Source organism: Kocuria nitroreducens (genome assembly GCF_042879195.1).
GTDB classification, from domain to species: domain Bacteria; phylum Actinomycetota; class Actinomycetes; order Actinomycetales; family Micrococcaceae; genus Kocuria; species Kocuria nitroreducens.
In genome coordinates this window covers 80,256-103,771 of record NZ_JBHZTC010000001.1, presented here as the reverse complement: position 1 = coordinate 103,771, position 23,516 = coordinate 80,256, and the positions used below count along the sequence as shown (strand labels likewise).

At 72.6% G+C, this 23,516-nt stretch carries 23 protein-coding genes; 19 read left to right on the top strand and 4 right to left on the bottom strand.

All coding sequences use genetic code 11. The annotated features are described in order from the left end of the window. Together ACFYE1_RS00490 and ACFYE1_RS00485 are read left to right on the top strand one after the other, a co-directional pair. Positions 1 to 1,365 (top strand): AAA family ATPase, encoded by a 1,365-nt coding sequence (locus tag ACFYE1_RS00490; RefSeq protein WP_387738805.1) that lies wholly within the window; start codon positions 1 to 3, stop codon positions 1,363 to 1,365. 50 nt (positions 1,366 to 1,415) lie between these two features. After that, positions 1,416 to 2,969: a sensor histidine kinase gene (locus ACFYE1_RS00485; protein WP_387738803.1), complete on the top strand. Its 1,554-nt coding sequence runs from the start codon at positions 1,416 to 1,418 to the stop codon at positions 2,967 to 2,969. A 73-nt stretch (positions 2,970 to 3,042) separates the two neighbouring features. On the opposite strand, the gene ACFYE1_RS00480 is transcribed toward ACFYE1_RS00485, so the two are convergent. Continuing rightward, positions 3,043 to 3,291: a WhiB family transcriptional regulator gene (locus ACFYE1_RS00480; protein WP_017833636.1), complete on the bottom strand. Its 249-nt coding sequence runs from the start codon at positions 3,289 to 3,291 to the stop codon at positions 3,043 to 3,045. Positions 3,292 to 3,611: 320 nt separating this feature from the next. On the opposite strand from ACFYE1_RS00480, the gene ACFYE1_RS00475 reads away from it, so the two are divergent. The 6 genes from ACFYE1_RS00475 to ACFYE1_RS00450 all read left to right on the top strand — a co-directional run bounded on the left by ACFYE1_RS00475 (position 3,612) and on the right by ACFYE1_RS00450 (position 10,267). After that, positions 3,612 to 4,010, top strand: a complete 399-nt coding sequence (locus ACFYE1_RS00475; RefSeq protein WP_387738801.1) for a hypothetical protein — start codon at positions 3,612 to 3,614, stop codon at positions 4,008 to 4,010. A gap of 156 nt (positions 4,011 to 4,166) precedes the next feature. Then, complete coding sequence (locus ACFYE1_RS00470) at positions 4,167 to 5,345, top strand: glycosyltransferase family 4 protein (protein WP_387738799.1); 1,179 nt, start codon at positions 4,167 to 4,169, stop codon at positions 5,343 to 5,345. A gap of 104 nt (positions 5,346 to 5,449) precedes the next feature. Continuing rightward, positions 5,450 to 6,637, top strand: coding sequence for a UDP-galactopyranose mutase (gene glf, locus ACFYE1_RS00465; protein ID WP_387738798.1), 1,188 nt, complete (start codon positions 5,450 to 5,452; stop codon positions 6,635 to 6,637). Further along, a complete protein-coding gene (locus ACFYE1_RS00460; protein WP_387738797.1) occupies positions 6,634 to 8,637 on the top strand; it encodes a glycosyltransferase in 2,004 nt (667 codons plus the stop codon). Before glf ends, ACFYE1_RS00460 begins: the two co-directional genes overlap by 4 nt. Beyond that, positions 8,637 to 9,497, top strand: coding sequence for an ABC transporter permease (locus tag ACFYE1_RS00455; RefSeq protein ID WP_387738795.1), 861 nt, complete (start codon positions 8,637 to 8,639; stop codon positions 9,495 to 9,497). The genes ACFYE1_RS00460 and ACFYE1_RS00455 overlap by 1 nt, the downstream gene beginning before the upstream one ends. A 2-nt stretch (positions 9,498 to 9,499) precedes the next feature. Continuing rightward, on the top strand, positions 9,500 to 10,267 hold the full coding sequence (locus tag ACFYE1_RS00450) for an ABC transporter ATP-binding protein (RefSeq protein ID WP_387738792.1): 768 nt from the start codon (positions 9,500 to 9,502) through the stop codon (positions 10,265 to 10,267). A gap of 123 nt (positions 10,268 to 10,390) precedes the next feature. On the opposite strand, the gene ACFYE1_RS00445 is transcribed toward ACFYE1_RS00450, so the two are convergent. Further along, complete coding sequence (locus ACFYE1_RS00445) at positions 10,391 to 12,442, bottom strand: DUF6541 family protein (RefSeq protein WP_387738790.1); 2,052 nt, start codon at positions 12,440 to 12,442, stop codon at positions 10,391 to 10,393. A 164-nt stretch (positions 12,443 to 12,606) separates the two neighbouring features. Between ACFYE1_RS00445 and ACFYE1_RS00440 the strand changes: the two genes are divergently transcribed. Together ACFYE1_RS00440 and ACFYE1_RS00435 are read left to right on the top strand one after the other, a co-directional pair. After that, on the top strand, positions 12,607 to 13,251 hold the full coding sequence (locus ACFYE1_RS00440) for a glycosyltransferase family 2 protein (protein WP_387738788.1): 645 nt from the start codon (positions 12,607 to 12,609) through the stop codon (positions 13,249 to 13,251). Between the two features lie 51 nt (positions 13,252 to 13,302). Beyond that, complete coding sequence (locus ACFYE1_RS00435; protein ID WP_387738785.1) at positions 13,303 to 13,719, top strand: DUF2304 domain-containing protein; 417 nt, start codon at positions 13,303 to 13,305, stop codon at positions 13,717 to 13,719. A 16-nt stretch (positions 13,720 to 13,735) separates the two neighbouring features. Here the strand turns inward: ACFYE1_RS00435 and ACFYE1_RS00430 are convergent, their stop codons facing one another. After that, entirely contained in the window at positions 13,736 to 14,683 is a 948-nt protein-coding gene (locus ACFYE1_RS00430; RefSeq protein WP_387738783.1) for a glycerophosphodiester phosphodiesterase, read from the bottom strand. Between the two features lie 345 nt (positions 14,684 to 15,028). Here ACFYE1_RS00430 and ACFYE1_RS00425 point away from each other — a divergent pair, with 345 nt between their 5' ends. The 8 genes from ACFYE1_RS00425 to ACFYE1_RS00390 all read left to right on the top strand — a co-directional run bounded on the left by ACFYE1_RS00425 (position 15,029) and on the right by ACFYE1_RS00390 (position 20,950). Further along, entirely contained in the window at positions 15,029 to 16,291 is a 1,263-nt protein-coding gene (locus tag ACFYE1_RS00425) for a CpaF family protein (RefSeq protein ID WP_387738781.1), read from the top strand. After that, positions 16,288 to 17,145, top strand: coding sequence for a type II secretion system F family protein (locus tag ACFYE1_RS00420; RefSeq protein WP_387738779.1), 858 nt, complete (start codon positions 16,288 to 16,290; stop codon positions 17,143 to 17,145). Before ACFYE1_RS00425 ends, ACFYE1_RS00420 begins: the two co-directional genes overlap by 4 nt. After that, positions 17,142 to 18,086, top strand: coding sequence for a type II secretion system F family protein (locus ACFYE1_RS00415; RefSeq protein ID WP_387738776.1), 945 nt, complete (start codon positions 17,142 to 17,144; stop codon positions 18,084 to 18,086). The genes ACFYE1_RS00420 and ACFYE1_RS00415 overlap by 4 nt, the downstream gene beginning before the upstream one ends. A 53-nt stretch (positions 18,087 to 18,139) precedes the next feature. After that, positions 18,140 to 18,364, top strand: a complete 225-nt coding sequence (locus tag ACFYE1_RS00410; protein WP_387738774.1) for a hypothetical protein — start codon at positions 18,140 to 18,142, stop codon at positions 18,362 to 18,364. Between the two features lie 2 nt (positions 18,365 to 18,366). Continuing rightward, the gene (locus ACFYE1_RS00405; RefSeq protein WP_387738772.1) at positions 18,367 to 18,774 is read left to right on the top strand and encodes a TadE/TadG family type IV pilus assembly protein; all 408 of its coding nucleotides are present in this window, start codon (positions 18,367 to 18,369) and stop codon (positions 18,772 to 18,774) included. Next, a complete protein-coding gene (locus ACFYE1_RS00400) occupies positions 18,755 to 19,210 on the top strand; it encodes a hypothetical protein (protein WP_387738769.1) in 456 nt (151 codons plus the stop codon). Before ACFYE1_RS00405 ends, ACFYE1_RS00400 begins: the two co-directional genes overlap by 20 nt. Beyond that, positions 19,207 to 19,710, top strand: coding sequence for a pilus assembly protein TadG-related protein (locus ACFYE1_RS00395; RefSeq protein ID WP_387738767.1), 504 nt, complete (start codon positions 19,207 to 19,209; stop codon positions 19,708 to 19,710). Before ACFYE1_RS00400 ends, ACFYE1_RS00395 begins: the two co-directional genes overlap by 4 nt. A 346-nt stretch (positions 19,711 to 20,056) precedes the next feature. Next, positions 20,057 to 20,950 carry a LamG-like jellyroll fold domain-containing protein gene (locus tag ACFYE1_RS00390; protein WP_387738765.1) on the top strand — a complete coding sequence of 298 codons (894 nt, stop codon included), beginning with the start codon at positions 20,057 to 20,059 and terminating at the stop codon, positions 20,948 to 20,950. A gap of 161 nt (positions 20,951 to 21,111) precedes the next feature. Here the strand turns inward: ACFYE1_RS00390 and ACFYE1_RS00385 are convergent, their stop codons facing one another. Continuing rightward, on the bottom strand, positions 21,112 to 22,275 hold the full coding sequence (locus tag ACFYE1_RS00385) for a glucose-1-phosphate adenylyltransferase family protein (RefSeq protein ID WP_387738761.1): 1,164 nt from the start codon (positions 22,273 to 22,275) through the stop codon (positions 21,112 to 21,114). A 98-nt stretch (positions 22,276 to 22,373) separates the two neighbouring features. Here ACFYE1_RS00385 and prfB point away from each other — a divergent pair, with 98 nt between their 5' ends. Beyond that, the gene (prfB, locus tag ACFYE1_RS00380; RefSeq protein WP_387738759.1) at positions 22,374 to 23,495 is read left to right on the top strand and encodes a peptide chain release factor 2; all 1,122 of its coding nucleotides are present in this window, start codon (positions 22,374 to 22,376) and stop codon (positions 23,493 to 23,495) included. The last annotated feature ends 21 nt before the right edge of the window (positions 23,496 to 23,516 follow it).

The window sequence follows — 23,516 nt, the reverse complement described above, 5'->3', positions numbered from 1 at the left end:
ATGGCCCTCGGGGTCTCGACGTGGCCCCTCGTCGACGGGATCGAACGGCTGCACGGACCCGTCACGGTGGTCCGACGCTGCCTCGACCTCACGGAGCTGCTGGCCGCGGCGCGCGCCGGACTGGGCCGGGCCGCCCTCGTCGCGGAGGGAGCCGAGGACCTCACGGCGAGCCTGCTGGAGCAGATCCGGCTCGGCGGCGCGGCGCTGCTGGTGCTGGAGGGCCACGACCACCGCCGCCTCGCCGGTCTGGGTGCTGTGGTCGTCCCGGAGCGCGCGGCGCCCGAGGACGCCGCGCGCCTCGTCGAGGAGGCCGTCGCCTCCGCGGCCGGGGCCCCGAGCGCTGTGGGCTACGCCGACGTCACCACGGCGGGCCGTGCGGACCGGGCGGTCGCCGCGGACACCTCGGCCCCGGCGGCCGACGCGGACCCGCGGGACGGGGTGGGGCCCGGCGGCGCCGAGCCACCGGAGCGCCGGGGGACCGGGCGGATCGTGGCCGTCTGGGGGCCCACAGGGGCGCCGGGCCGGACCACGGTCGCGGTCAACCTCGCCGCCGAGCTCGCGCTCCTCGGGCAGGACACGGCCCTCGTCGACGCGGACACCTACGGCCCCTCGGTGGCCGCGGCCCTCGGGATGCTGGACGAGGCCGCGGGCCTGGCACAGGCGTGCCGTCTCGCCGACCAGGGGCGCCTCGACGGCGCAGCCCTGCGGCGGACGGCCGCCGACGTGGCCGTCGCCGGGCGCACCGTCCGGGTGCTCACGGGGCTGACCCGTCAGGACCGCTGGCCGGAGCTGCGCTCGAGCGCCGTGGCGGCGGTGCTCGAACACTCGGTGCAGGAGTTCGGGACGACGGTGGTGGACTGCGGCTTCGCGCTGGAGGCCGACGAGGAGCTCACCGTCGACAGCATGGCCCCCCGCCGGCACGCGGCGGCCCTCACGGTCCTGGAGCACGCCGACGTGGTGGTGGCCGTGGGCGCCGCCGACACCATCGGCGTGCCGAGACTCGTCAAGGGCCTGCCGGACGTCGCCGCGGCCGCGCCCGGAGCCCGGCTCGTCGTCGCCGTCAACAAACTGCGCCGCTCGGCGGCGGGACGCTCCCCGGAACTGGGGATCCGAGAGGCGTGGGCGCGGTTCGGCGCCGGCACAGCGGTCGAGCTGTTCGTGCCGTGGGACCCGGAGACCTGCGACGAGGCGCTCCTGGCAGGGGCCGTCCTCGCGGAGACCGCGGCGGGGTCGTCCGTGCGGGCCGCGCTCCTGGCGCTGGCCGGTCGGGTGCTCGCCGATCCGGGAGAGCCGGCGGAGGACGGGGAGCCGCTTGTGCACGGTACTAGGCTGGGCGGCAGGATCGGGGCCTGGCTGCGGCGCTGATCGCGGGGGCGCCGTCCGGGCCGTCCATACCTGCGACCACCGGAGGCGACGTGGCGTTCACAGAACCGCTCAGGGACACCGACGACTTCGGGCCCGGGGACTACGAGTGGCTCCACCTGCTCGTGGGGGACTGGCAGCTCATCTCCGACCTCGCCTTCGGTGATCTGATCCTCAGTTTCCCGGCCGACTACATCCCCGCCGCGGGCAGCGGCAACGGCCGCGGCATGCCGGTCCCCGGCAGCTCGTTCCGGGTGCTCGCCCACGTGCGGCCCGCGACAGGCCCCACAGTCTTCCACAAGGACATGGTGGGCGAGCTGCTGCCCGACGAGCTGAGCGGCTTCCTGCGGGCCGCCTGGGTCGGCCGGCGGATCGAGCGGGTGCGCCCGGCCGGCGAGGGTGCCGGGTCCCGGGGGCCGGTCAAGGTGGTGCCGCTCGTGCGCCAGGGGCGGACGCTCGCCCTGCTGACCCTGCACGCCGGGCGGGCCGCGGGGCAGGTGGTCTCCCGGCAGGAGATCGTCTACCGCGAGGCCGCCGACGCGCTCCTGCGGATGGCCAACGAGGGTCTGTGGCCGGACTTCTCCGCCCCGACGGGATCGCGCCGCGGCGCGCCGCGCGTCGGGGACGGCGCGATCAGGCTCGACGCCGAGGACCGCGTGACGTACGTCTCGCCCAACGCGGAGTCGGCGCTGCGCCGGCTGGGGATCGACGGTGAGCTGCTCGGGGAGAAGCTCATGGACCTCGTCCCTCCCGTGCTGGGGCCCGGGGCGGACACGGACGAGACCCTCGCCCCCGTGCTCAGCGGGCGGACGGCGTGGCGCACCGAGGTGGCGGGCACGCGCGTCAGCGTCAACTTCCGCTCCGTCCCCCTGCGGGACCGGTCCGGCCGGCTCGGCGCGGTGCTGCTCTGCCGTGACGTCACCGAGCTGCGCCGCCGGGACCTGGAACTCGTCTCGAAGGACGCGACCGTGCGGGAGATCCACCACCGCGTCAAGAACAATCTGCAGACGGTCTCCGCGCTGCTGCGCCTGCAGGCCCGTCGGATGACGACGGACGAGGCGCGGCACGGGCTCGAGCAGGCCATGCGCCGTGTCGCGACCATCGCGATGGTGCACGAGACGCTCTCGCAGGGGTTCACGCAGAACGTGGACTTCGACGAGCTCATCGCCCGGCAGTTCCGGCTCGCGGCGGAGGTGGCCGCGCCCGAGCAGACGGTGCACACCCGGATGATCGGCGAGTTCGGCGAGCTGCCGACCCGTCTGGCCACCCCGCTGGCGCTGGTGATCAACGAGCTCGTCACGAACGCGGTCGAGCACGGCCTCACCGGGCGGACCGGCACGGTCGCGCTGGAGGCGTCCCGGGTGCAGGCCGAGGACGGCATCGGTCAGCTGCTCGAGGTCGTGGTGAGCGACGACGGCGCCGGAATGGGCGACGTCGTCATCGAGGAGTCCGGGGCCCGTGCCTTCCGCAGGGCGGGCAGCGGCGAGGGACTCGGGATGCAGATCGTGCGCACGCTCGTGGCGGGCGAGCTCGGGGGCTGGATCCGCTGGGAGCCGCGGCAGGGCGGGGGCACCGAGGTGACGGTGTGCGCCCGGCTCGACGACTAGCCCGAGGACGGCCCGGGAAACGGTGAGGACCGGGACCCCGTGGGGTTCCCGGTCCTCGGCGCGAGTGGATCGCTCAGGAGGCGCGGCGGGCGCGGGCGGCGCGTCGCTTGAGGGCGCGGCGCTCGTCCTCGCTCATTCCGCCCCAGACGCCCGCGTCCTGGCCGGACTCGAGGGCCCACTGGAGACAGGTGTCCATCACCGGGCAGCTGCGGCACACGGCCTTGGCCTCCTCGATCTGCAGGAGAGCAGGTCCGGTGTTGCCCACGGGGAAGAACAGCTCGGGATCCTTCTCCAGGCATGCTGCGCGGCTACGCCAATCCATGGTCAGCGATCGCTCCTTTCAAGGGCGGGTCCCGTCGGCGCAGGGCAGAACGATGCTGCTGCGGAGGCGTCCGGGACAAGAGAAAAGGCCCATGCACACGGGCCTTGTGAGGAACTGTCGTCAACCTTCCCACGCCGGAGGGGTGTGAACAAGAGCTTTGGGGGGCGCGTCACGCCCGCGGCGGTGAGGCGTTGCTCACAGGCCGCCGGGGGGCGGGCGGCTCCGGGTTCCGCACAGCAGCCCGCACCCGGGGCCGGGGGACTAGGGTGGCGGGGAGCGCCGGGGCCCGCGCCCGCCGCCCGGCCGGAAGGAGAGCCCCCATGCCCACCCCCTCCCGGGACGCCCGGCCGCGCGAGGTCGTGGTCCTGAGCGGCGTGGTGCTGCTCGAGGGCCTGGTGCTCGCCGGGGCCGCGCTGCGGCTGGTCTGGTCCCTCCTGTTCGAGGAGCCCCTGACGGTGGGCGGAACCGTCTTCCTCGCGGCGGTGTTCCTCGGGGGCGCCCTGTGGCTGCTGCACGTGGGCCGGGGTCTCTGGCGCGGCTACCGGTGGCCGCGCGCGGCCGCGCTCGTGGTCCAGCTCTTCCTCCTGGTGCTCGCCCTCCCGCTGCTCCGGTCGGGGCAGTGGGGGCCCGGGCTCGCGCCGGCGGTGCCGGCCGTCGTCGTGCTCGTCCTGCTCTTCCGGCCGGGTGTGCTCGCGTGGACGAGCCGCACCGTCCGGTAGCGGCCCCGTCCGGCCTGTCCGCGGCGGCCCCGGGGCGCGCCAGGCCAGGACGGACGGCCCGGACCAGTACAGTTGAACCGCCCGTGCCCGCCGACGTCGTGCCCGGCTCCGTCCGTTCCGTCCCCTCCCGTCGAGCAGCTCCGAACAGGTGGTCCCGTGACTCCCCGCCGCATCGTCATCGTCAGCCGCATCTTCGCCCCCGAGCCGGCCGCCGCGTCCTTCCGGCTGCGGGCCCTGGCCCGTGGCCTGGCCGAGGCGGGGGCGCAGGTCACGGTCCTCACCACGCGCCCGCCCGCCGGGGCCGTGATCGAGCCGGAGCCCTACCCGGTGCGACGGTGGCCCGTCCTGCGCGACCGGTTCGACTACGTTCGCGGGATCGTCCAGTACCTCAGCTTCGACGTCCCCGTCCTCTTCCGGCTGCTGGCCACCCGGGCCGACCTCGTGGTCAGCGAGCCGCCCCCCACCACCGGGATGGCCGTGCTCGTGTCCTCGTGGCTCCGGGGCCGGCCCTACATCTGGTACGCCCCGGACATCTGGACCACCGCCGCCGAGAAGATGGAGGTCTCCGCGCCGGTGAAGCGGGCCATGCGCGTCATGGAGACCCTCGCGGCCCGGCGGGCGGCGGGGGTGCTCACCGTGTCCGAGGCCATGGGCCGGGAGCTGCAGTCCGTCACCGGCGTGGCGTGGGGGAAGGTGCTCGTGGCGGAGAACGGCATCGACACCGACGTCTTCCGCCCCGACGGACCCGTGGCCGACCCCGGCGCCCCCTACTTCGTCTACGCCGGGTCGATGTCCGAGTGGCAGGGCGCCGACGTCTTCGTCCGCGCCATGACCCGCGTCCTCGAGGCCCACCCCGACGCCCGGTTGCGCTTCTTCGGCCGCGGCTCCGACATCGACCGGGTCCAGGAGGTCGCCGAGCGGCTCGCCCCCGGCAGCGTGCTGTTCGAGGGACTGCGTCCTGCCGCCGAGACCGCCGAGTGGACTCGGGGCGCCGTCGCAGCCCTGGGCGCGGTGCTCCCGGGCATCGGCTACGACTTCACCAAGCCCACCAAGATCTACGCCGCCGCGGCGTGCGGAACGCCGGTCGTCTACGCAGGGGCCGGGGTCGCCGCAGAACTCGTGCAGGACAACGATCTGGGCGCGGCCGTCGACCACGACGCCGGCGCGGTGGCCGAGGCCATGATCGCTGCCCTCGACCGCCGGCTCGACCCGGCGCTGGCCGAGGACAACGACCGGGAGCGCCGCCGGCGGGCCGCGTGGGCGGCCGAGAACGCCTCCCTGGCGGCCTCCGGCCGCCTCGCCGCCGAGTGGGTGCTCCAGGGCTTCCCCGACTGATCAGGTACTTTGGTACGCAGCGCACGCCCGGTGCGCCCGTGCCGCCCCCTCACCGGCCGGACGCCGGCCGGGCCGACCAGGACCTCAACCCCAGGAGTTAGCCCGTGAACGCAGATCTCGTCGTCGTAGGGTCCGGCCTGTTCGGCCTGACCGTGGCCGAGAGGGCCGCCAACGAGCTCGGCCTCGACGTGGCCATCATCGACCGGCGCTCCCACATCGGTGGCAACGCCTACACGGAGAAGGAGCCCCGGACCGGGATCGAGGTGCACCGCTACGGCGCCCACCTGTTCCACACCTCCAACGAGCGGGTCTGGGACTACGTGAACCGGTTCACCGACTTCACGGACTACGTGCACCGCGTCTACACGCGGCACCACGACGAGGTCTTCCCCATGCCGATCAACCTCGGCACGATCAACCAGTTCTTCCGCGCCGCGTACTCGCCGGCCGAGGCCCGGGCCCTGATCCAGGAGCAGGCCGGGGAGCTCGCGGGGACGGACCCGCAGAACCTCAACGACAAGGGCATCCAGCTCATCGGCCGGCCGCTCTACGAGGCGTTCATCAAGCACTACACCGGCAAGCAGTGGCAGACGGAGCCCAAGGACCTGCCCGCCTCGATCATCAACCGGCTCCCCGTCCGCTACACCTACGACAACCGGTACTTCAACGACAAGTACGAGGGCCTGCCGGTGGACGGCTACACCGCGTGGCTCGAGCGCATGGCGGACAACCCCAGGATCGACGTCCGGTTGGACACCGACTTCTTCGACGAGGGCCACGACCACTCCCGCGCCGCCGTCTCGGGGCAGGTCCCGGTCGTCTACACAGGACCCGTGGACCGGTACTTCGACTACGCCGAGGGCGACCTGTCGTGGCGGACCATCGACCTGGAGCAGGAGGTCCTGCCGATCGAGGACTTCCAGGGCGCCCCGGTGATCAACTACCCGGATCCGGACGTCCCTTTCACCCGCATCCTGGAGTTCCGCCACTTCTACCCGCAGCGCGACTACACCACGGACGCCACGGTGATCATGCGCGAGTTCTCCCGCTTCGCGGAGAAGGGCGACGAGCCGTACTACCCGGTCAACACCTCGGTGGACCGCGAGAAGCTGCTGAAGTACCGCGACCTCGCCCGTGGCGAGGACAAAGTCCTGTTCGGCGGCCGCCTCGGCACCTACAAGTACCTGGACATGCACATGGCCATCGGGGCCGCGCTGTCCATGGTCGACAACAAGCTCAAGCCCCACTTCACCGGCGGGGCCACCATCGAGAGCGGGGGAGTGGACGCGTGACCGCGACGACCCAGGACACCGAACGGACCGGCACCGAGGGCACCTCCTACCGGGTGCTGCAGGAGCTCGTCTTCCCCGCCAGAGACCGCTTCCCGACCCAGCCGCTCTACCTGGACTCCCGGGCGGACACGGGCACCGCCGCCCAGCAGGAGGACACGAAGGAGCAGCGACCCCAGATCGTCGTCAACGTGGCCTCCGACGCCGGGGCCGCCAGCGATGTGGCGATCCTCGGCCGCACGTCCGTGCGCGTGCCGGCCCGCAGCACCGTGTCCTTCGCCACGTACTTCAACGCGTTCCCGGCCAGCTACTGGCGGCACAACACCCACCTGCGCGAGGTCGTGCTGCGGGTGCGCACCACGGGCCGCGGCTCGGTGAACGTGCACAGCTCCAACGCGCGCGGCGAGTCCGTGCCCGTGTCGGTGCACGAGGTCTCCGGCGCCGACCGGCTGACCGAGGTCGTGTTGCCGCTCACGGCCTTCGCCGACGGCGGGTGGTACTGGTTCGACGCCACCGCTGGGGAGCAGGAGCTCGAGCTGCTGGGCGCCCAGTGGCTGGGCGACGGCACGGGCACCACGGAGGGGTCCGTCACCCTCCAGATCACGACCATGAACAAGCCCTCCTACTGCCTCACCAACGCCCGCCTACTGGACGAGCAGCGGGACAACCTGCCGCAGGTCGCGCAGGTCGTGATCGTGGACCAGGGCAACCAGAAGGTTGTCGACGAACCCGGCTTCGCCGAGGTCCAGGCGCGCTTCGGCGACCGCCTGCGGGTGATCGACCAGGGCAACCTGGGTGGGGCCGGCGGCTTCGCCCGCGGCATGTACGAGGCCGTCCGCGCCGACAGCACCTACGTGCTGCTCATGGACGACGACGTCGAGATCGAGCCGGAGGCCGTGCGCCGGATCAGCGTGTTCGGCGACTTCTGCAAGCGGCCCACGCTGGTCGGCGGGCACATGATCGACCTGCTCAACCCGACGAAGATCCACAACTTCGGCGAGGCCATGGACCCGTACAGCTTCCAGTACGGCCCCGCCGGCGAGGGCGTGGAGGTGGGCCACGACTTCCGGCGCAGCAACCTGCGCAGCACGGCGTGGATGCACCGCCGCATCGAGGTGGACTACAACGCCTGGTGGATGTGCCTGATCCCCACCCGGGTGGTCCGCGAGATCGGCCTGGCGCTGCCCGTGTTCATCAAGTGGGACGACGTCGAGTACGGCATCCGCGCCAAGGCCGCCGGCTACCGCACCGTGTCGCTGCCCGGCGTGGCCGTGTGGCACCTGGCCTGGGCGGACAAGGACGACACCATCAGCTGGCAGGCGTACTTCCACAAGCGCAACCAGCTCGTGGCCGCCCTGCTGCACTCCCCGTTCGATCGCGGCGGCGAGGTGCTCGGGCGCAACGGCATCAAGGACCTGCGGCACCTGCTGTCCATGCAGTACTTCGCGGAGGAGGCCCGGGTCCTGGCCCTGCGGGACGTCCTGGAAGGACCGGAGACCCTGCACGAGCTGTTGCCCCAGCGGATCCGCGACGTGCGCCGGATGATGACCCAGCACTCCGACGCCGTCTACCAGCCGGATCTGGACGCGTACCCGGTGGTCGCGTCGGCCAAGCCCCTCCGGACGCGGCGGCTCTCCGCTCCGCACGGGCTGAAGGTGCTCACCTCCGCGACCACCGCCGTGGTGCGACACCTCGCCGTGCGCCCGCAGGAGCAGGCCGAGCAGCACCCGCAGGTGCACCTTCCCTACCAGGACGCCCGGTGGTGGCGGCTCGCCCGCTACGACAGCGCCCTGATCTCCGCCTCGGACGGCACCGGCTACACCTGGTACAAGCGCTCGCCGCGGGAGGCCCGCGCCCTGATGGCGGAGTCCCTGCGACTGCACGCCCAGCTGGCCCTGCGCTGGCCGGAGCTGTCCCGCCGCTACCGCGCCGCGCTGCCGGAGGTCACCTCCATGGAGGCCTGGGAGGCGACCTTCCGCGAGCACTCGGAGATCGGCGCCTGATGCCGGTCGCCACAGTCGTCCGGAGGCCGTCCCCCGGGACGGGACTGCCGGCCGTGTTCCGCCAGCGCTACCTGCTGAAGCTGCTGGTCGACAAGGAGCTGCAGATCCGCTACCGCGGTACGGTCCTCGGGCTGCTGTGGTCCTACGTCAAGCCGGGGATCCAGTTCGTCGTCTTCTACGTGGCCCTGGGCATCTTCCTGGGCCTGGAGCGGGGGATGGAGAACTATGCCGTGTACCTGTTCTCCGGGATCATCCTGATCAACTTCTTCTCGGAGTCCTTCGGCAACGCGGCGCGCTCGATCGTGGCCAATGCGAGCCTCATCAAGAAGATCTACCTGCCCCGGCAGATGTTCCCGGTGGCGTCCGTGTGGGTCGCCGGCGTGCACCTGATGCCGCAGCTGGTGGTCATGCTCCTGGCCGGGCTGATCGTGGGCTGGTCGCCCACGTGGATCTCCCTGCTGGCCGTGCCCGCGGCGCTGCTGATCGTGGGCCTCCTGGGGGCGGGGCTGGGCATGCTCTTCGGCGCGGCGAACGTGTTCTTCCGCGACGCCGAGAACTTCGTGGACCTGATCGTGATGGTCAGCACGTGGTCCGCCCCGGTCCTCTACGCGTGGACGATGGTGCGCGACGTGCTGGGCCCGGTGTGGTTCGCCGGGTTCATGCTCAATCCCCTGACCGTGGCCGTCGAGCTCTCGCACGCGGCGTTCTGGCTGCCGACCACCACCCCCGGCGCCCACGAGGTGCCGCCCCACCTGTTCTCCCTCTGGACGCCGGTGGCGCTGGTCGTGGTCACGGTCATCATGTTCCTGGGCGACCTGATGTTCCGTCGCCTCGAGGGCCGATTCGCGCAGGAGCTGTGACCATGAGCACCGACCGCACCGTCCCGGCGCCCGAGCCCGCCGTGGTGGCCCAGCACCTGGCCAAGGAGTTCTCGCTCCGCCACGCCCGCTCCCTGAAGGAGACGGTGATGTGGCTCGCGCGGGGCCGGCGCCAGGACATCTCCAACCGCTTCCGCGCCCTCGAGGACCTCAGCCTCAGCATCCGGCCGGGCGAGAGCGTTGCGCTCGTGGGCCTCAACGGTTCCGGGAAGTCCACGTTCCTCAAGCTGGTCTCCGGGGTGATGAGCCCCGACGGGGGCTCGCTCGTGGTCAACGGGCGCGTGGCAGGGCTGATCGAGGTCGGCGCGGGCTTCCACCCGGACCTCACCGGCCGCGACAACGTGTACCTCAACGGTGCGATCCTCGGCATGTCCAAGGAGGACATCGACCGGAAGTTCGACCGGATCGTGGCGTTCTCCGAGATCGAGCAGTTCATCGACACCGAGGTGAAGTTCTACTCGTCGGGCATGTACCTGCGCCTGGCCTTCGCCGTGGCGGTGTTCACCGACCCGGACATCTTCATCATCGACGAGATCCTCTCGGTGGGCGACGAGCCCTTCCAGCGCAAGAGCCTGGGCCGGGTCAAGGAGCTCTCGGCGGAGGGCAAGACGCTGCTGGTCGTCAGCCACGACTTCGACGTGGTCCGCAAGGTCTGCGACCGCGGGGTGTGGATCGAGCACGGCCGGGTCCGCAGCGACGGGCCCATCGACGAGGTGATTGAGCAGTTCCGCGCCGCGGAGAACGCCGGCTGACGCCTCCGCGGACGACGACGGGCCGCACAGCTCCACCGGGAGCCGGGCGACCCGTCGTCCGTCCGGACCGGGGCCGGCCGCGGGATCGGCGTCCCGCCGCGGCATCGAGCGCCCGCCGTGGAATCAGGGGCCGTCGCAGCCGACGACCTCGTAGAGTGCCGCCTCCCCGTTGCGTTCGACCAGCGCCAGGTTCACGTCGACGGCCGGTTCCACGGCGTTGACCCCGGTGTAGGCGAGCGCGGCCGGGTCGTCCGGGATGATGAACTGGGTGCCGAAGTCCAGGACGTAACGGACATCGAGCTCCTCCGCGACCTCGCACGCGGGACTGCCGGGGACTGCGGTGTCGATGCCCGTGACGATCTCCCGCACCTGCGGATCGGGCGTGCCCACGTGGTACTGGGTCACGGGCCGCTCGGCGACCGCGAACGCCAGGGAGCCGCCGTTCCACGGGTTGACGGCGATGACGTCCCCGGGGTCCGTGAGCCCGTCGAGATCCTCCAGGAGCTCGTACTCGTCCCGGGTCAGCACGTTCTCGGGGCCCTCCCACGCGTAGTACTGCTTGCCCCACCTCGTGGCCTGGGTGAGGGACTCGACCTGGGAGTACGGCACCGCGAGCGCCAGCACCACGACCGCCGCGGCGGGGTAGGCGGCGCGGCCGGTCCGGGGCCGGCCGGCGAACGAGGCGAGGGCCGCGGCGCCGCCGGCCACACCTGCCACCAGGTGCGCGGCGCCGAGGGCGGCGAGGGGGACGGCGGTCAGCGGGAGGGTGGCCGCCAGACGGTAGGAGTCCACGTACCATCCCCCGGTCAGCCACTCCCGCCAGGGGCCCTCCTCGCCACCGGCGGAGACCGCGTACAGGAGCACGAGGGACAGGTGTCCCAGCACGAGCCAGCGCAGTCGGCGGCGGGCGATCGCGGCGTAGACCCCCGCCGCGGTCAGCACCACGAGCACCCAGGGGATGTCGTCGCGGCCGTTCGCCGTGAACGTGACGGCTTCGCCCACGCCCCGGCCGAAGGACGTGAAGGGGTCCCACGCGCGGTCCGTGGTCAGGACGTTCCACAGGAGCAGCCAGGCGACGACCACGACGACCGCCACCGCCACGAGGCCGAGGGCGGGACCACGGCGCCGGGCGCCCGCGGCCGCGCGCAGGCCGAGCCACCACGCCGTGGCCGCCAGGGGGACCGCGACCACGAGCAGGGCCAGGAACGCGTTGGGCTGGGAGACGAACAAGGCGCCCAGGGTGACCACCAGGCTGGCCGCCAGTCGGACCCGGCCGGCCGCGTCCGGGGTGCGGGCCGTCCGGTCCGCGCTCACCCCGGGGCCGAGCAGCCGCACGAGCAGGCCGAGGGACACGGGGGCGATCGCCAGGGCAAGGATGTTGGGGAAGAGCGGCCCCCAGGCCATCAGGCCGAGCGGGAAGACGCTGAAGCCGGCGGCGGCCGTGCCGGCGACCACGGCCGCCACGGGGGACGGACCGACGAGGCAGCGGACCAGGAAGATGCACGAGGCGGGCCAGACGAGCCCGGCCACGGCGAGCAGCGTCAGGTTGTGGGCCACGAGCACGCTGTCCCCGGTCAGGGGCACCGCGAGGGACGCCAGCTGGTGCCACGCCGCGGGGTACAGGGCGATGGTGCTGTCCGGGCTCACCATCCGGTTGAGGGTCAGCGTCGAGCCGTTGCCGGTCTCCACGACGTAGCGGATGGCGTTGAGGTGGAAGATGTTGTCCCAGCGCTGGGCCATCGCCTCCGGGTGTCCGATCACGGACGCCATCCGGCGCACCAGGAGCACCGCCCCGATGGCGAGACCGGCGGCCGCGCCCACCGGGTACAGCCAGCGGCGCCCGTCGCCGAAGCGCTCCTCCGGGTCTCCCGTGTCCGCCCCCACGGCGTGCGAGCCGGGCACGTGGCCGCCCCGGGGGATCAGCCGGCCGACCAGCCACGCCAGTGCCGTCAGCACCACGGCGGCGGCCACCTGGGCGAGCGCGCCGTAGGGGATCCCGAGCAGCTCCAGAACCACACCCGTGAGCCCGACGACGGCGACGCTGAACACCGGCGCCGTCAGCAGGATCCGGCCCCCGCGCTGCCCGAAGGCCCACAGCAGGGCCAGCCCGGGCAGCCACAGGAAGGCCAGCAGCACCAGGAACGCGGGCAGATGAGGTCCCCAGTCCGTCAGCACGTCGGTCCTGCGGGGCTCGGCGTGGCAGCGGGCACAGTGTCGTCCTCACGGTGGGGGGAAGGGTCGGGTCGATTATAGGGGCCGACCCGGCCCCGGCCCCCGACCTGACAGGCGGTTCCGGCGCGCTGTGCGAGAATGTGCGGGTGAGTCGTTCGTGGATCGTCATGCCCGTGTACAACGAGGCGGCCGTCGTGGGAGAGGTGCTGAAGGAGCTCCGGAGGACCTTCCCGCACGTCGTCTGCGTCGACGACGGATCCTCCGACGACTCCGCCCGGATCTGCGCCGAGGCCGGCGCCGTCGTCGTCCAGCACCCGATCAACCTGGGGCAGGGCGCCGCGCTGCAGACCGGCTTCGAGTACGCCCTGCAGGACCCCGGGATGGACTGTGTGGTGACCTTCGACTCCGACGGCCAGCACCGTGTGGTGGACGCGTGGGACATGGTCGAGCGGATCCGGTCGGGCGAGGCGGAGGTCGTGCTCGGCTCCCGTTTCCTCGACCGGCGCACCCGGATCTCCGTGCTCAAGCGGATCGTGCTGCGCACCGCCGCGTTCTTCTCCAAGCTGTCCACCGGCATGGACCTGTCCGACGCCCACAACGGGCTGCGCGCCCTCGACCGGGACACCCTGTCCCGGATCCGGCTCACCCAGAACCGGATGGCGCACGCCTCGGAGATCGTCAACCAGCTCGCCGACATCCGGCCCCGCTGGGTCGAGCACCCGGTCGAGATCATCTACACGGACTATTCGAAGTCCAAGGGGCAGTCGCTGCTCAACGGCGTGAACATCCTCGCCGAGCTGTTCGTCAAGTAGTCCCCACCCAGTACGCGTCCAGTACGCACCGTCGAAGGGAAGAGCCGTCCGATGATCTACGCCGTCCAGATCCTGCTGGTCCTGGCCGTGGGCTACGGCGCGCTCGCCCTGATCCGCGGCGGGGCCAACGCCAAGCACCAGGCGATCCGCCGGGTGGTGGCCCTGGCCTTCTTCGTCTTCGCGGCGCTGTCCATCTTCTTCCCCGACCTGCTCACAGGCGTCGCCCACTTCTTCGGGATCGGGCGCGGCACGGACCTCGTCCTGTACGGCTTCGTGGTGATCTTCATGATCACCCAGGCCACCTCCGCGCTGCGCAACCGCCAGCAGGAGGTCAACGTGACCCGGCTGGCCCGGCACATCGCCGTCGCCGAGGCGGAGCGGCCCTGGGCGCCGGCCCCGGCCCACGCCGAGCGGGCCTCGGTCCGGCACTTCGCGGAGACCTCGCCGGCGGAGCGCCCCGCGGGCTGACCGCCCCCGGCGCGGGTCAGGTCCCCCGGACCACCCGGGACAGCAGGTCCGGCCGGTCGGTCATGACGCCGTCCACGCCCCACTCCAGCAGGCGGCGCATGTCGTCCTCCCGGTCGATCGTCCACACGTCGACCCGGAGCCCCGCCTGCTGGGCGCTCCGCACGAGCCCGGGCGTGAGAACGCGCAGACCCAGGAGGGAGTCCGGCGGCTGCAGGCCCTCGAACGGGAGGGCGTGATGGTCGTGCCGGCCCAGCAGGCACAGCAGCCGGAAGGCCGCGAACTCCGTCACGGAGGCCGCCGTGGGGACCGCTCCGCCGGAGACCTGGCGGAACCGCCGGATCGAGGCGGTGCGGTTCGTGGCGACGAGGGTGCGCCCCTGGGCGCCCGCCGCCCGGATGGTCCGCCAGACGATCTCCTCGGCGCCGGGACGGTTGCCCTTGAGCTCGATCGCCACGCGGTGCTCGGGGAAGGCCTCGTAGACCTCCGCGAGCGCGGGGACGTGCACCCCGCGCCCCCGCCAGGGGAAGGTCCTGCCGTCGCGGGTGAACCCGTGCCCGGCGTCCAGGCGCTGCAGCTCCGCGGTGGACATCAGCGCGACGGCTCCGGTCCCGTCCGTCGTGCGGTCCACCGTGAGGTCGTGCATCAGGACGGCCGTGCCGTCGGCGGAGGCCTGCACGTCGAGTTCCAGGACGACGTCCCCCAGGGCAACGGCTGCCCGGAACGCCTCGAGGGTGTTCTCCGGGGCGACCTCGGCGCCGCCGCGGTGGGCGAAGGTGGCCGGCCAGTCCCGCGGCGCGGCGGCCCTCGGAGCCGGTGACGGAGCCACCAGGTGCCGGCCGAGAGCCGCGCCGACTCCGCTCGTGAGCAGGTTCCCGGTGAACGGGACGGCCGCGCGGAGCAGCGCCCGGGCCCGGGCTGCGACATCGGGTCGGGTGCGGTCCTGCTCGGTGGTCACGTGGGTCATGGCAGTCCTTGTGATCGGCGGCGGCGTCCGCACCACAGGTGCCGTGGTGCGGACGCCCGGTGCGGAGCGTGTTCGCCCGCCTACACTACGGCCCGGCGGTACGCCGCGCATGCCGGCGAGGGCGGGACGGAGCCGTGCCGTCCAGGGCAGGTTTCATGCGCGCGCATCCTGTGACAGTTCTTGTGTTTTCGGACGGGAACAACGTCGCAGGTCAGCGACGGCTGTCCACAGCAGGCCGGAACGGGGTTGTGGGGGCGACGACGGATCGGCCTATGTTCCTGTGCATGCGCTCCGCAGGGGAGCCGCCGGCACGGATCACACGCCGGGCAACGTGCAGGGGGACGGATGACGGCACTGCTCTCCGAGGACGCCCTCGGGCTGGTCGAGGCCGAGGTGCGGGAGCTGATCCGTCGCCGGGGGCTGGACCCGGTGCTGGAGCTGGAGCGGACCCGGGAGCTGGTGGACGCCGCGGTGCGCGACTACGACCAGCGCTCGGCGCGCGGGGTGCTGCCGGCCCTGGCGGACCTGGACGCCGCCCGCCGGGTGCTGCTGGACCTCGTCGCCGGGTTCGGCCCGCTGCAGCCGCTGCTCGACGACCCGCGGATCGAGGAGATCTGGATCAACGGTCCGGCGGAGGTCTACGCCGCCCGCGGCGGGGAGTCCGAGCTGACCAGCCTGGTGCTGACCGAGGCCCAGATCCGCAACCTGGTGGAGCGCATGCTCAAGTCCTCGGGCCGCCGCCTGGACCTGTCCTCCCCGTTCGTGGACGCGGCCCTGCCGGACGGCTCCCGGCTTCACGTGGTCATACCGGACGTGACGCGCCGGCACTGGGCCGTGAACATCCGCAAGTTCGTGGCCCGGGCACGGCGGCTGGACGACCTCGTGGAGCTGGGATCGCTGCCGCCACGCGCGGCGCGCTTCCTCGACGCGGCGGTGGCCAGCGGGCTCAACGTCCTCGTCTCCGGCGCCACGCAGGCAGGCAAGACGACGCTCCTGAACTGTCTGTGCGCCTCCATCGGGCCACGGGAGCGGGTGGTGACGGTGGAGGAGATCTTCGAGCTGCAGGTGCCCCTGCGCGACGTCGTGGGGATGCAGTGCCGCCAGCCCAACCTCGAGGGTACGGGCGAGATCCCCCTGCGCCGGCTCGTGAAGGAGGCCCTGCGGATGCGCCCGGACCGGCTCGTGGTCGGGGAGGTCCGGGAGGCGGAGAGTCTGGACATGCTCATCGCGCTGAACAGCGGACTGCCGGGGATGTGCAGCCTGCACGCCAATTCCGCCCGGGACGCCGTGACCAAGATCTGCACCCTGCCGCTGCTGGCCGGCGAGAACATCAGCTCCGGGTTCGTGGTGCCCACGGTGGCCTCGTGCTTCGACCTCGTGGTGCACTGCCACCGCGACCGGCACGGGCGGCGCCGGGTGAGTGAGATCCTCGCGATCGGCAACCGGGTCGAGAACGGCGTGATCGAGACGTACCCGGTGTTCGCCGAGGTGGACGGCACCCTGCTCGCGGTGGCCGCCGAGGCGCCGGCGGCGTGGAAGTTCGAGCGGGCCGGGCACCGGGTGAGCGACCTGCTGGCGGACGACGGCCGGGTCGGAGCGGTGCGGTGAGTGCGGCACTGGGCGTGCTGCTGGGAGCGGGGGTGTTCCTGCTCTGGTGGTCCTGCTGGGCCGAGGAGGCGCCGCGCCCGGTCGGCTCGCGCAGGCCCGGTCGGTTGCGCGAGCTACTGCTGCGAGCGGACCTGGCCCGGGTGGGACCGGCGGGACTGCTCGCCGCCTGCGCCGCGGTCGGGGCGCTGGGCGGGCTGCTCGTCGCCGCCGTCACCGGCGCGGCCGTCCTCGGCCTGTGCGCCGCCGTCCTGGGCGGCTGGGTTCCCCTGGCCGTGGTCCAGCACCGGGCTCGGCGCCGGGCGGCGGCTCTGCGCGAGGTGTGGCCCGACGTCGTCGACCACCTGCGCTCGGCGATCCGGGCCGGGATGTCCCTGCCCGAGGCGCTGATGCAGCTGCAGTACCGCGGACCCGAGCCGGTGCGCCCGGCCTTCGCCCGGTTCGCCGCCGACTACCGGGCCTCGGGGCAGCTGCACGGCGCGCTCACCCTGCTCAAGGACAGGCTGGCCGATCCCGTGGCCGACAACATCGTCGAGGCTCTGCGGGTGACCCGGGAGGTGGGCGGAACCGACCTCGGCCGGCTTCTCGGGACGCTGTCGGAGTTCCTGCGGGAGAACGCCCGCACCCGCGGAGAGCTGGAGGCCCGCCAGTCCTGGACGGTCAACGCCGCGCGCCTGGCGGTGGCCGCACCGTGGATCGTCCTGGCGCTGATGGCCACCCAGCCCGCCGCGATCCGAGCCTATGACACCCCGGCCGGCGCCCTCGTGCTGATCGGCGGACTGCTGGTGTCCGCCACCGCTTATCGCCTCATGCTGCGCATCGGGGCGCTGCCCGAGCCCGAGCGGGTGCTGCGGTGAGTGCTTCCCCCGCCCTGCTGATGCTCCTCGGCCTGGTGCACGCCGCCGGGCTGTGGCTGGTGCTCACCGGTGCCCGGGTTACCGGCGGGCCGTCCTTCGCGACCCGGATCTCTCCGCAGCTGCGCTCGGTGGAGGTCGAGTCGGCGCTGCTCGCCCGCCCCGGGCACCCTTCGGCGCGGGCGCACGACCGGGCCGCGGTGGGTCTGGACCCGCTGGTGCGCGCTCTGGCCGACCGCGTGTTCCGGCACGCCGCCCCGTCGGCTGCCCTGGAGAGACGGCTGGTCCGGGCGGGCGTCACCACCACGGTGGCGGACTTCCGCGCCGAGCAGCTCCTGTTCGCGACCGGGGGCCTGTTGCTCGGCGTCCTGCTCGGCGTGGCCGCCGTGGCTCGCTGGGGCACGGGCCCCGGCGGGGTGCTGCTGGCGGTGGGCGCGGCCACGGCCGCCGGGCACCTGCTGCGCGGGCACCTGCTGAGCCGGCGGATCCGAGTCCGTGAGGCCCGGATGCTGTCCGAGTTCCCTGCCGTGGCCGAGCTGATGGCGCTGTCGGTCGGGGCGGGGGAGAGCGCGGTGGGTTCGCTCGAGCGGGTGTGCCGCGTCGCCGAGGGAGAGCTCACCGCCGAGTTCCGCGCGGTGCTCGCCCAGACCCGGTCCGGCGCCGGACTCGTGCACGCCCTCCAGGACTTCTCCGGCCGCACCCCCGTGGCACCGATCGGGCGGTTCGTGGACGGCATCGTCGTGGCCATCGAACGCGGCACGCCCCTGGCGGACGTGCTGAGGGCGCAGGCCCAGGACGTGCGGGACAACGACAAGCGCGAGCTGATGGAGGCGGCCGGGCGCAAGGAGATCGCCATGATGGTTCCCTTGGTGTTCTTCGTGCTGCCGCTGACCGTCGTGTTCGCCGTGTACCCCGGGCTGGCCGTTCTCGAGCTCGGCTTCTGACCTCTCATCCGGGCGGCCCGGGACGGGCCGCCCCCTAGGAAAGGACACACCCCATGTCACATCTCCACCGGCTCGTCACCCTGCTCGGTGTCGTCGCCCTGGCACTGTCCGCGCTGCGCGACCGGCTCGCCGCTGATGATCCCGATCGCGGCGACGTCCCCGGCTGGGTGATGCTGACCCTGATGTCCGCGGTGCTCGTGGCCGGCCTGCTGCTGGTGGCGCAGCCGGCCCTGGAGGGGCTCTTCCAGGACGCCATGGCCCGCGTGAGCCAGAACTGAGGATGGCCGGGAACCGCGCCCGGCCGGGTGCCGAGCCGCAGGAGACGGAGCGGGGCAGCGCGGTGGTCGAGTACCTGATGGTGGCCGGTCTGGTGGCGATGATCTTCGCGGCCACCCTGCAGCTCGCCCTGGCTCTGCACGTGCGCAACACGCTGATCGACGCCGCCGCGGCCGGCGCCCGGTACGGCACCCTGGCTGACCGCTCGCCCGAGGACGGGGTCGAGCGGACCCGCCGGATCGTCTCCGGTGCCCTGGGGCCCCGGTACGCGCAGGACATCGTCGCGACCCCCGTGACGGTGGGCGAGCTGCGGACCCTGGAGGTCACGGTGGTGTCGCCGCTGCCGGTGGTGGCGCTGTTCGGCCCGCCCGACTCCCTGGAGGTGCGCGGCCATGCCGTCCTCGGCGACTGAGGCGCCCGGAGCGCTCGACGGGCGTGCGGACGGTGACGAGGGCAGCGCGGTCGTGGAGTTCGTCGCGATGGGCACGCTGCTGCTCGTTCCCGTGGTGTACTTCGTGCTCGCGGTGGCCCAGGTCCAGGCCGGGGCCTTCGCTGTCGTGGCCGCTGCGCAGCAGGCCTCCCAGGTGCTGGCCCGGGCCGAGCCCGGGGAGCTCTCGGACGCAGGGCTGACCGCGGCCGCGCAGCTGGCGGCCGCGGACCAGAACTTCGCCCCCGACCGGCTGGCGATCCGGCTGGAGTGCTCCGACGGCGCCTGCGCGGCGCCCGGTGCGGTGGCCACGGTGCACGCGACCCTGGAAGTCCCGCTGCCGCTGGTGCCCGGCTTCACGGACCTGGACGTCGCCGTGCTGACGTCCTCGGCGACGGTCGTGGTCGGACGCTACGGATGACCGGGCGGCACCCCGGCCCGGACGGGCGTCGAGACGACGGCCGGGACGACCGGGACGACGGCCCTGACGACCGGGACGACGGCCAGGTCACGATCCTGGTCATCGGCTTCGCGGTCGTGCTGCTCCTGCTGACGGTCGTGGTCATGGGCGTCACCGCGGTCTACGTGGGGGAGCGCAAGCTGCAGGTGCTGGCCGACAACGCCGCGCTCGCCGCGGCCGACACGTTCGTGGCGCTGGACCCGGGCGAGGGCGGCGCCCCGCCCGCCACGGTCCTGGACGACGCCGCCGTGGCGGGGGCCGCCGCCGCGTACCTCGACACCGTCCGGGCCTGGTCCGGCACCCCCGGGCTGGCCCTGGCCGCGCCCACCGGGAGCCCGGACGGGCGGACAGCGGAGGTGACGCTGTCCGCCGTCGTGCACCCGCCGGTGGTCAACCTGCTGGTGCCCGACGGCATCCCGATCACCGCCACGAGCGAGGCCCGCGCACTGCTGGGGCGATGACGTCTCCGGTGCCTGCGACTCGCTCGTGAGCACTCCCAGGGACAACGCCGGCGGCACGGCCCCTGCCCAGGCATCAGGGCCGTCCCCGGGCGACGCGACGGGGACCATCACCATTCGGGCGCTGGTCGGCGCGAACTCATTGACCGGTCGACTCCGGGGGCGCACGCTGGTGTCGAAGAACGTTCCTCCGGGCCGATCCTCATGATCCCTTCGGCCCTTCCGGGGAAGGAGTCGTCGCGACAGCATCCGGTGCGGCCGCACGGCACGTACCGAAGTGAGCGGGACGCGGACCACGGGAGCAACCCGCTGCGTGCGGTCCCGCCCGACACCGCATCGAGGTTTCGACATGAGTGCTTTTCGCGCGTGGGGGCGGCGAAGCGCGCCAGTGCGCTGCCTGCTGGCGCTGCTGTTCGTACTGGCACTGGGCAGCGCCGGGATTCCGTCGTCGGCCGCCCTGGAAGAGCGGGGGGACGTCATCCGGACCGCGCCCCGCCCGAATTCCTACGACGACACGGTCAGACAGGACAAACCCGCCGCGTACTGGGCCATGAGCAGTCCTGGCGCAGGCACGGAGAAGGACCTGGTGGGGAAGCTCCACGGCAGGTACCACGGCAAGCCGAAGCGGACGACCCTGCCCAACGGCGACACGGCCGCGGACTTCGACGGCACCCGCCAGTACCTCCAGGTGCGGGACGCCGCCGCCCTCAGCGCCGCCACGCGCGGAGTGCTCACGATCGAGGCGTGGATGCGCCCCGACACGCTCGATTTCCGGTCCCAGGAGAGTTCGGGATACGTGCACTGGATGGGCAAGGGCGAGCCGAGGAACCACGAGTACGTCGCGCGGATGTACTCGGCGCGCAACTCCGAGGACCGGCCCAACCGCATCTCCGGCTATGCGTTCAACCCCTCCGGGGGAGAAGGACCGGGGTCCTACTTCCAGCAGCCCGTGCGCAAGGGGGACTGGATCCACTACGTGCTCGTCATCAATGCCAACGAGAAGGGCGGGAAGTATCCGCACGGCTACACGAAGATCTACCGGAACGGGAAGCGCATGGACCAGGACGATCTGGAGCACGACGGCACGGTCGTCGTGCCCCGGCGTGGCAGTGCGCCGTTCCGCGTGGGCACCCGTGACCTGAGGTCGTTCTTCGACGGAGCCGTCGGCAAGGTGGCGATCTACACCAGGGAGCTGCCCGCGGAGCGGATCGAGCAGCACTATCAGGTGATGACCGGGAGGTGATGACCGGGGAGCACCCCGAGCCGAGAAGGGGACGGTGTCCCGGAGACGGCGGGAGCGCAAGTGCCCGGACCTGCTCGAACCGCAGCCCGATCGTCCCGCCCACCAGCGGCTCGCCCCGGGCGTGACCCGTACAGGCCCGGGCGTGATCCGTACGGGAGTGCTCAGAGACCGCGCGGGAGGGTCGCGCCGCGGTCGAACTCCTCCGTGGTGCGCACCGTGCCGTCCTCGCCGATGAGCGTCACGCCCCGGTCGGAGCCGCGGCGGCCGTCACCGGCGACGTCGGCGCCCGCGTCGGCCACGACGTTCTCGAGGGTCACCCCGGCGCCCACCCGCACGTCGTCCAGCAGCACCGAGCCGCGCACCGTGGCGCCTTCCTCGACGACGACACCGGGGCCGAGCACCGAGTGCTCCACGGCGCCGCGCACGATCGCGCCCGCCGCGACCATCGACCCGCGCAGCTCGGCGCTGCCCGCGATCCGGGCAGGCACCCGCTGCGGCTGGGCCGAGAGGATCGGCCAGGAGGGGTCGTCCAGGGTGACGCCGTCGCCGTCGAGCATCTGCATGTGGGCGGTCCAGTAGGACTGCAGGGTGCCCATGTCCATCCAGTACCCGTCCAGGCGGTGCTCCGCCACCGTGCGGTGCGCCACGAACCACGGGACCAGGTCGTTGCCGTAGTCCTCGAGCCGGCCCTCCTGCTCGTGCAGGACGTCCAGGGCCTCCAGCAGCCGGTCCGCGTCGTAGAGGAACATCTCGCCGGCGACCAGCCGTCCGCGGGGCTCGTCCGGCTTGTAGTCGAAGCCGGTGACGCGGCCGTCGTCGTCGGCCTGCACCACGCCGTAGCGGGAGGGCTCCTCGTCGACGAGCGTGGTGACCACGGTCAGGTCGGCGCCCCGCGCGAGGTGGGTGTCGATCACGTCGAGGAAGTTCAGCGTGTAGAGGTGGTCGGCGCTGAGCACGAGGACCAGGTCCGGGGCGAAGTCGCGGATCAGGTCCTTCTGCCGGTAGATCGAGTCCGCGTTGCCCTCGGCGAAGCCTTCGTCCTCGGTCCCCTGGTACGGGGGCAGGACCTGGAGGCCGCCGTGGGTGCGGTCGAGGTCCCAGGGGCGCCCGTTGGCCAGGTGCTGGTTGAGGCTGTGCGGGAGGAACTGCTCGACGACCCACACGTCCGAGATGTGGGAGTGCACGAGGTTGGACAGGGCGACGTCGATGAGCCGGTAGGTGCCCGCCACGGGCAGGGCGGGCTTGACCTTCTTCTCGGTCAGGGCGCCGAGGCGGGAGCCCTTCCCGCCGGCGAGGACCAGGGCCAGCGTGCGGGGAATGCGCATCGTGCTTCCTTCCTGTCGGCACCATCCTGCCAGAGCGTGGGCGGGCGGCACCGGGCGGGACCGGGGTGATTTGCCCCCATGGGATAATCTTGGCTTCCATGGCCTCCCTTGACTTCCCGGCAGAGATCTCCGCCCTCCGTTCCACGTTCGCGTCCATCGAGGCCGTGAGCGACGTCGACGCCATCAAGCGGGACATCGCCGAGCTCTCGCAGCAGGCGACCGCCCCGGACCTCTGGGACGACCAGGCCGCGGCGCAGAAGATCACCTCCAAGCTCTCCCACAAGCAGTCCGACCTCGAGCGGCTCGAGGAGCTGGGCGGGCGCATCGACGACATCGAGGTCATGGTGCAGCTGGCCGCCGAGGAGGACGACGCCGAGACTCTGGAGCTCGCCGTGGAGGAGCTCGCCGCGGTCAAGAAGGCGCTCTCCCGGCTGGAGGTCCAGACCCTGCTCTCGGGCGAGTACGACGAGCGCGAGGCCGTGGTGACCATCCGCTCCGGCGCCGGTGGCGTGGACGCCGCCGACTTCGCCGAGATGCTCATGCGCATGTACCTGCGCTGGGCTGAGCGCCACGGCTACCCGACCACCGTCCTGGACACCTCCTACGCGGAGGAAGCGGGCCTGAAGTCCGCGACCTTCGAGGTCAAGGCGCCCTACGCCTTCGGCACCCTGTCCGTGGAGGCCGGCACCCACCGGCTCGTGCGCATCTCCCCGTTCGACAACCAGGGCCGGCGCCAGACCTCGTTCGCGGCCGTGGAGGTCATCCCGCTCATCGAGCAGGACGACTCGATCGAGATCCCCGAGTCCGAGATCAAGGTGGACGTCTTCCGCTCCTCGGGCCCCGGCGGTCAGTCCGTGAACACCACGGACTCCGCGGTGCGGATGACCCACCTCCCCACCGGCATCGTCGTGTCCATGCAGAACGAGAAGTCCCAGCTCCAGAACCGCGCCGCCGCGCTGCGCGTGCTCCAGTCCCGGCTCCTCCTCCAGCGCCAGGAGGAGGAGAGCGCCAAGAAGAAGGAGCTGGCCGGGGACGTCAAGGCGTCCTGGGGCGACCAGATGCGCTCCTACGTCCTGAACCCGTACCAGATGGTCAAGGACCTGCGGACCAGTCACGAGGAGGGCAACCCCTCCGCGATCTTCGACGGCGCGATCGACGGCTTCGTCGACGCCGGGATCCGCTGGCGCGCCGACCAGCGCCACGCCCCGGCCGACGCCTGAGCTTTCGCGAGGGAGCCGTCC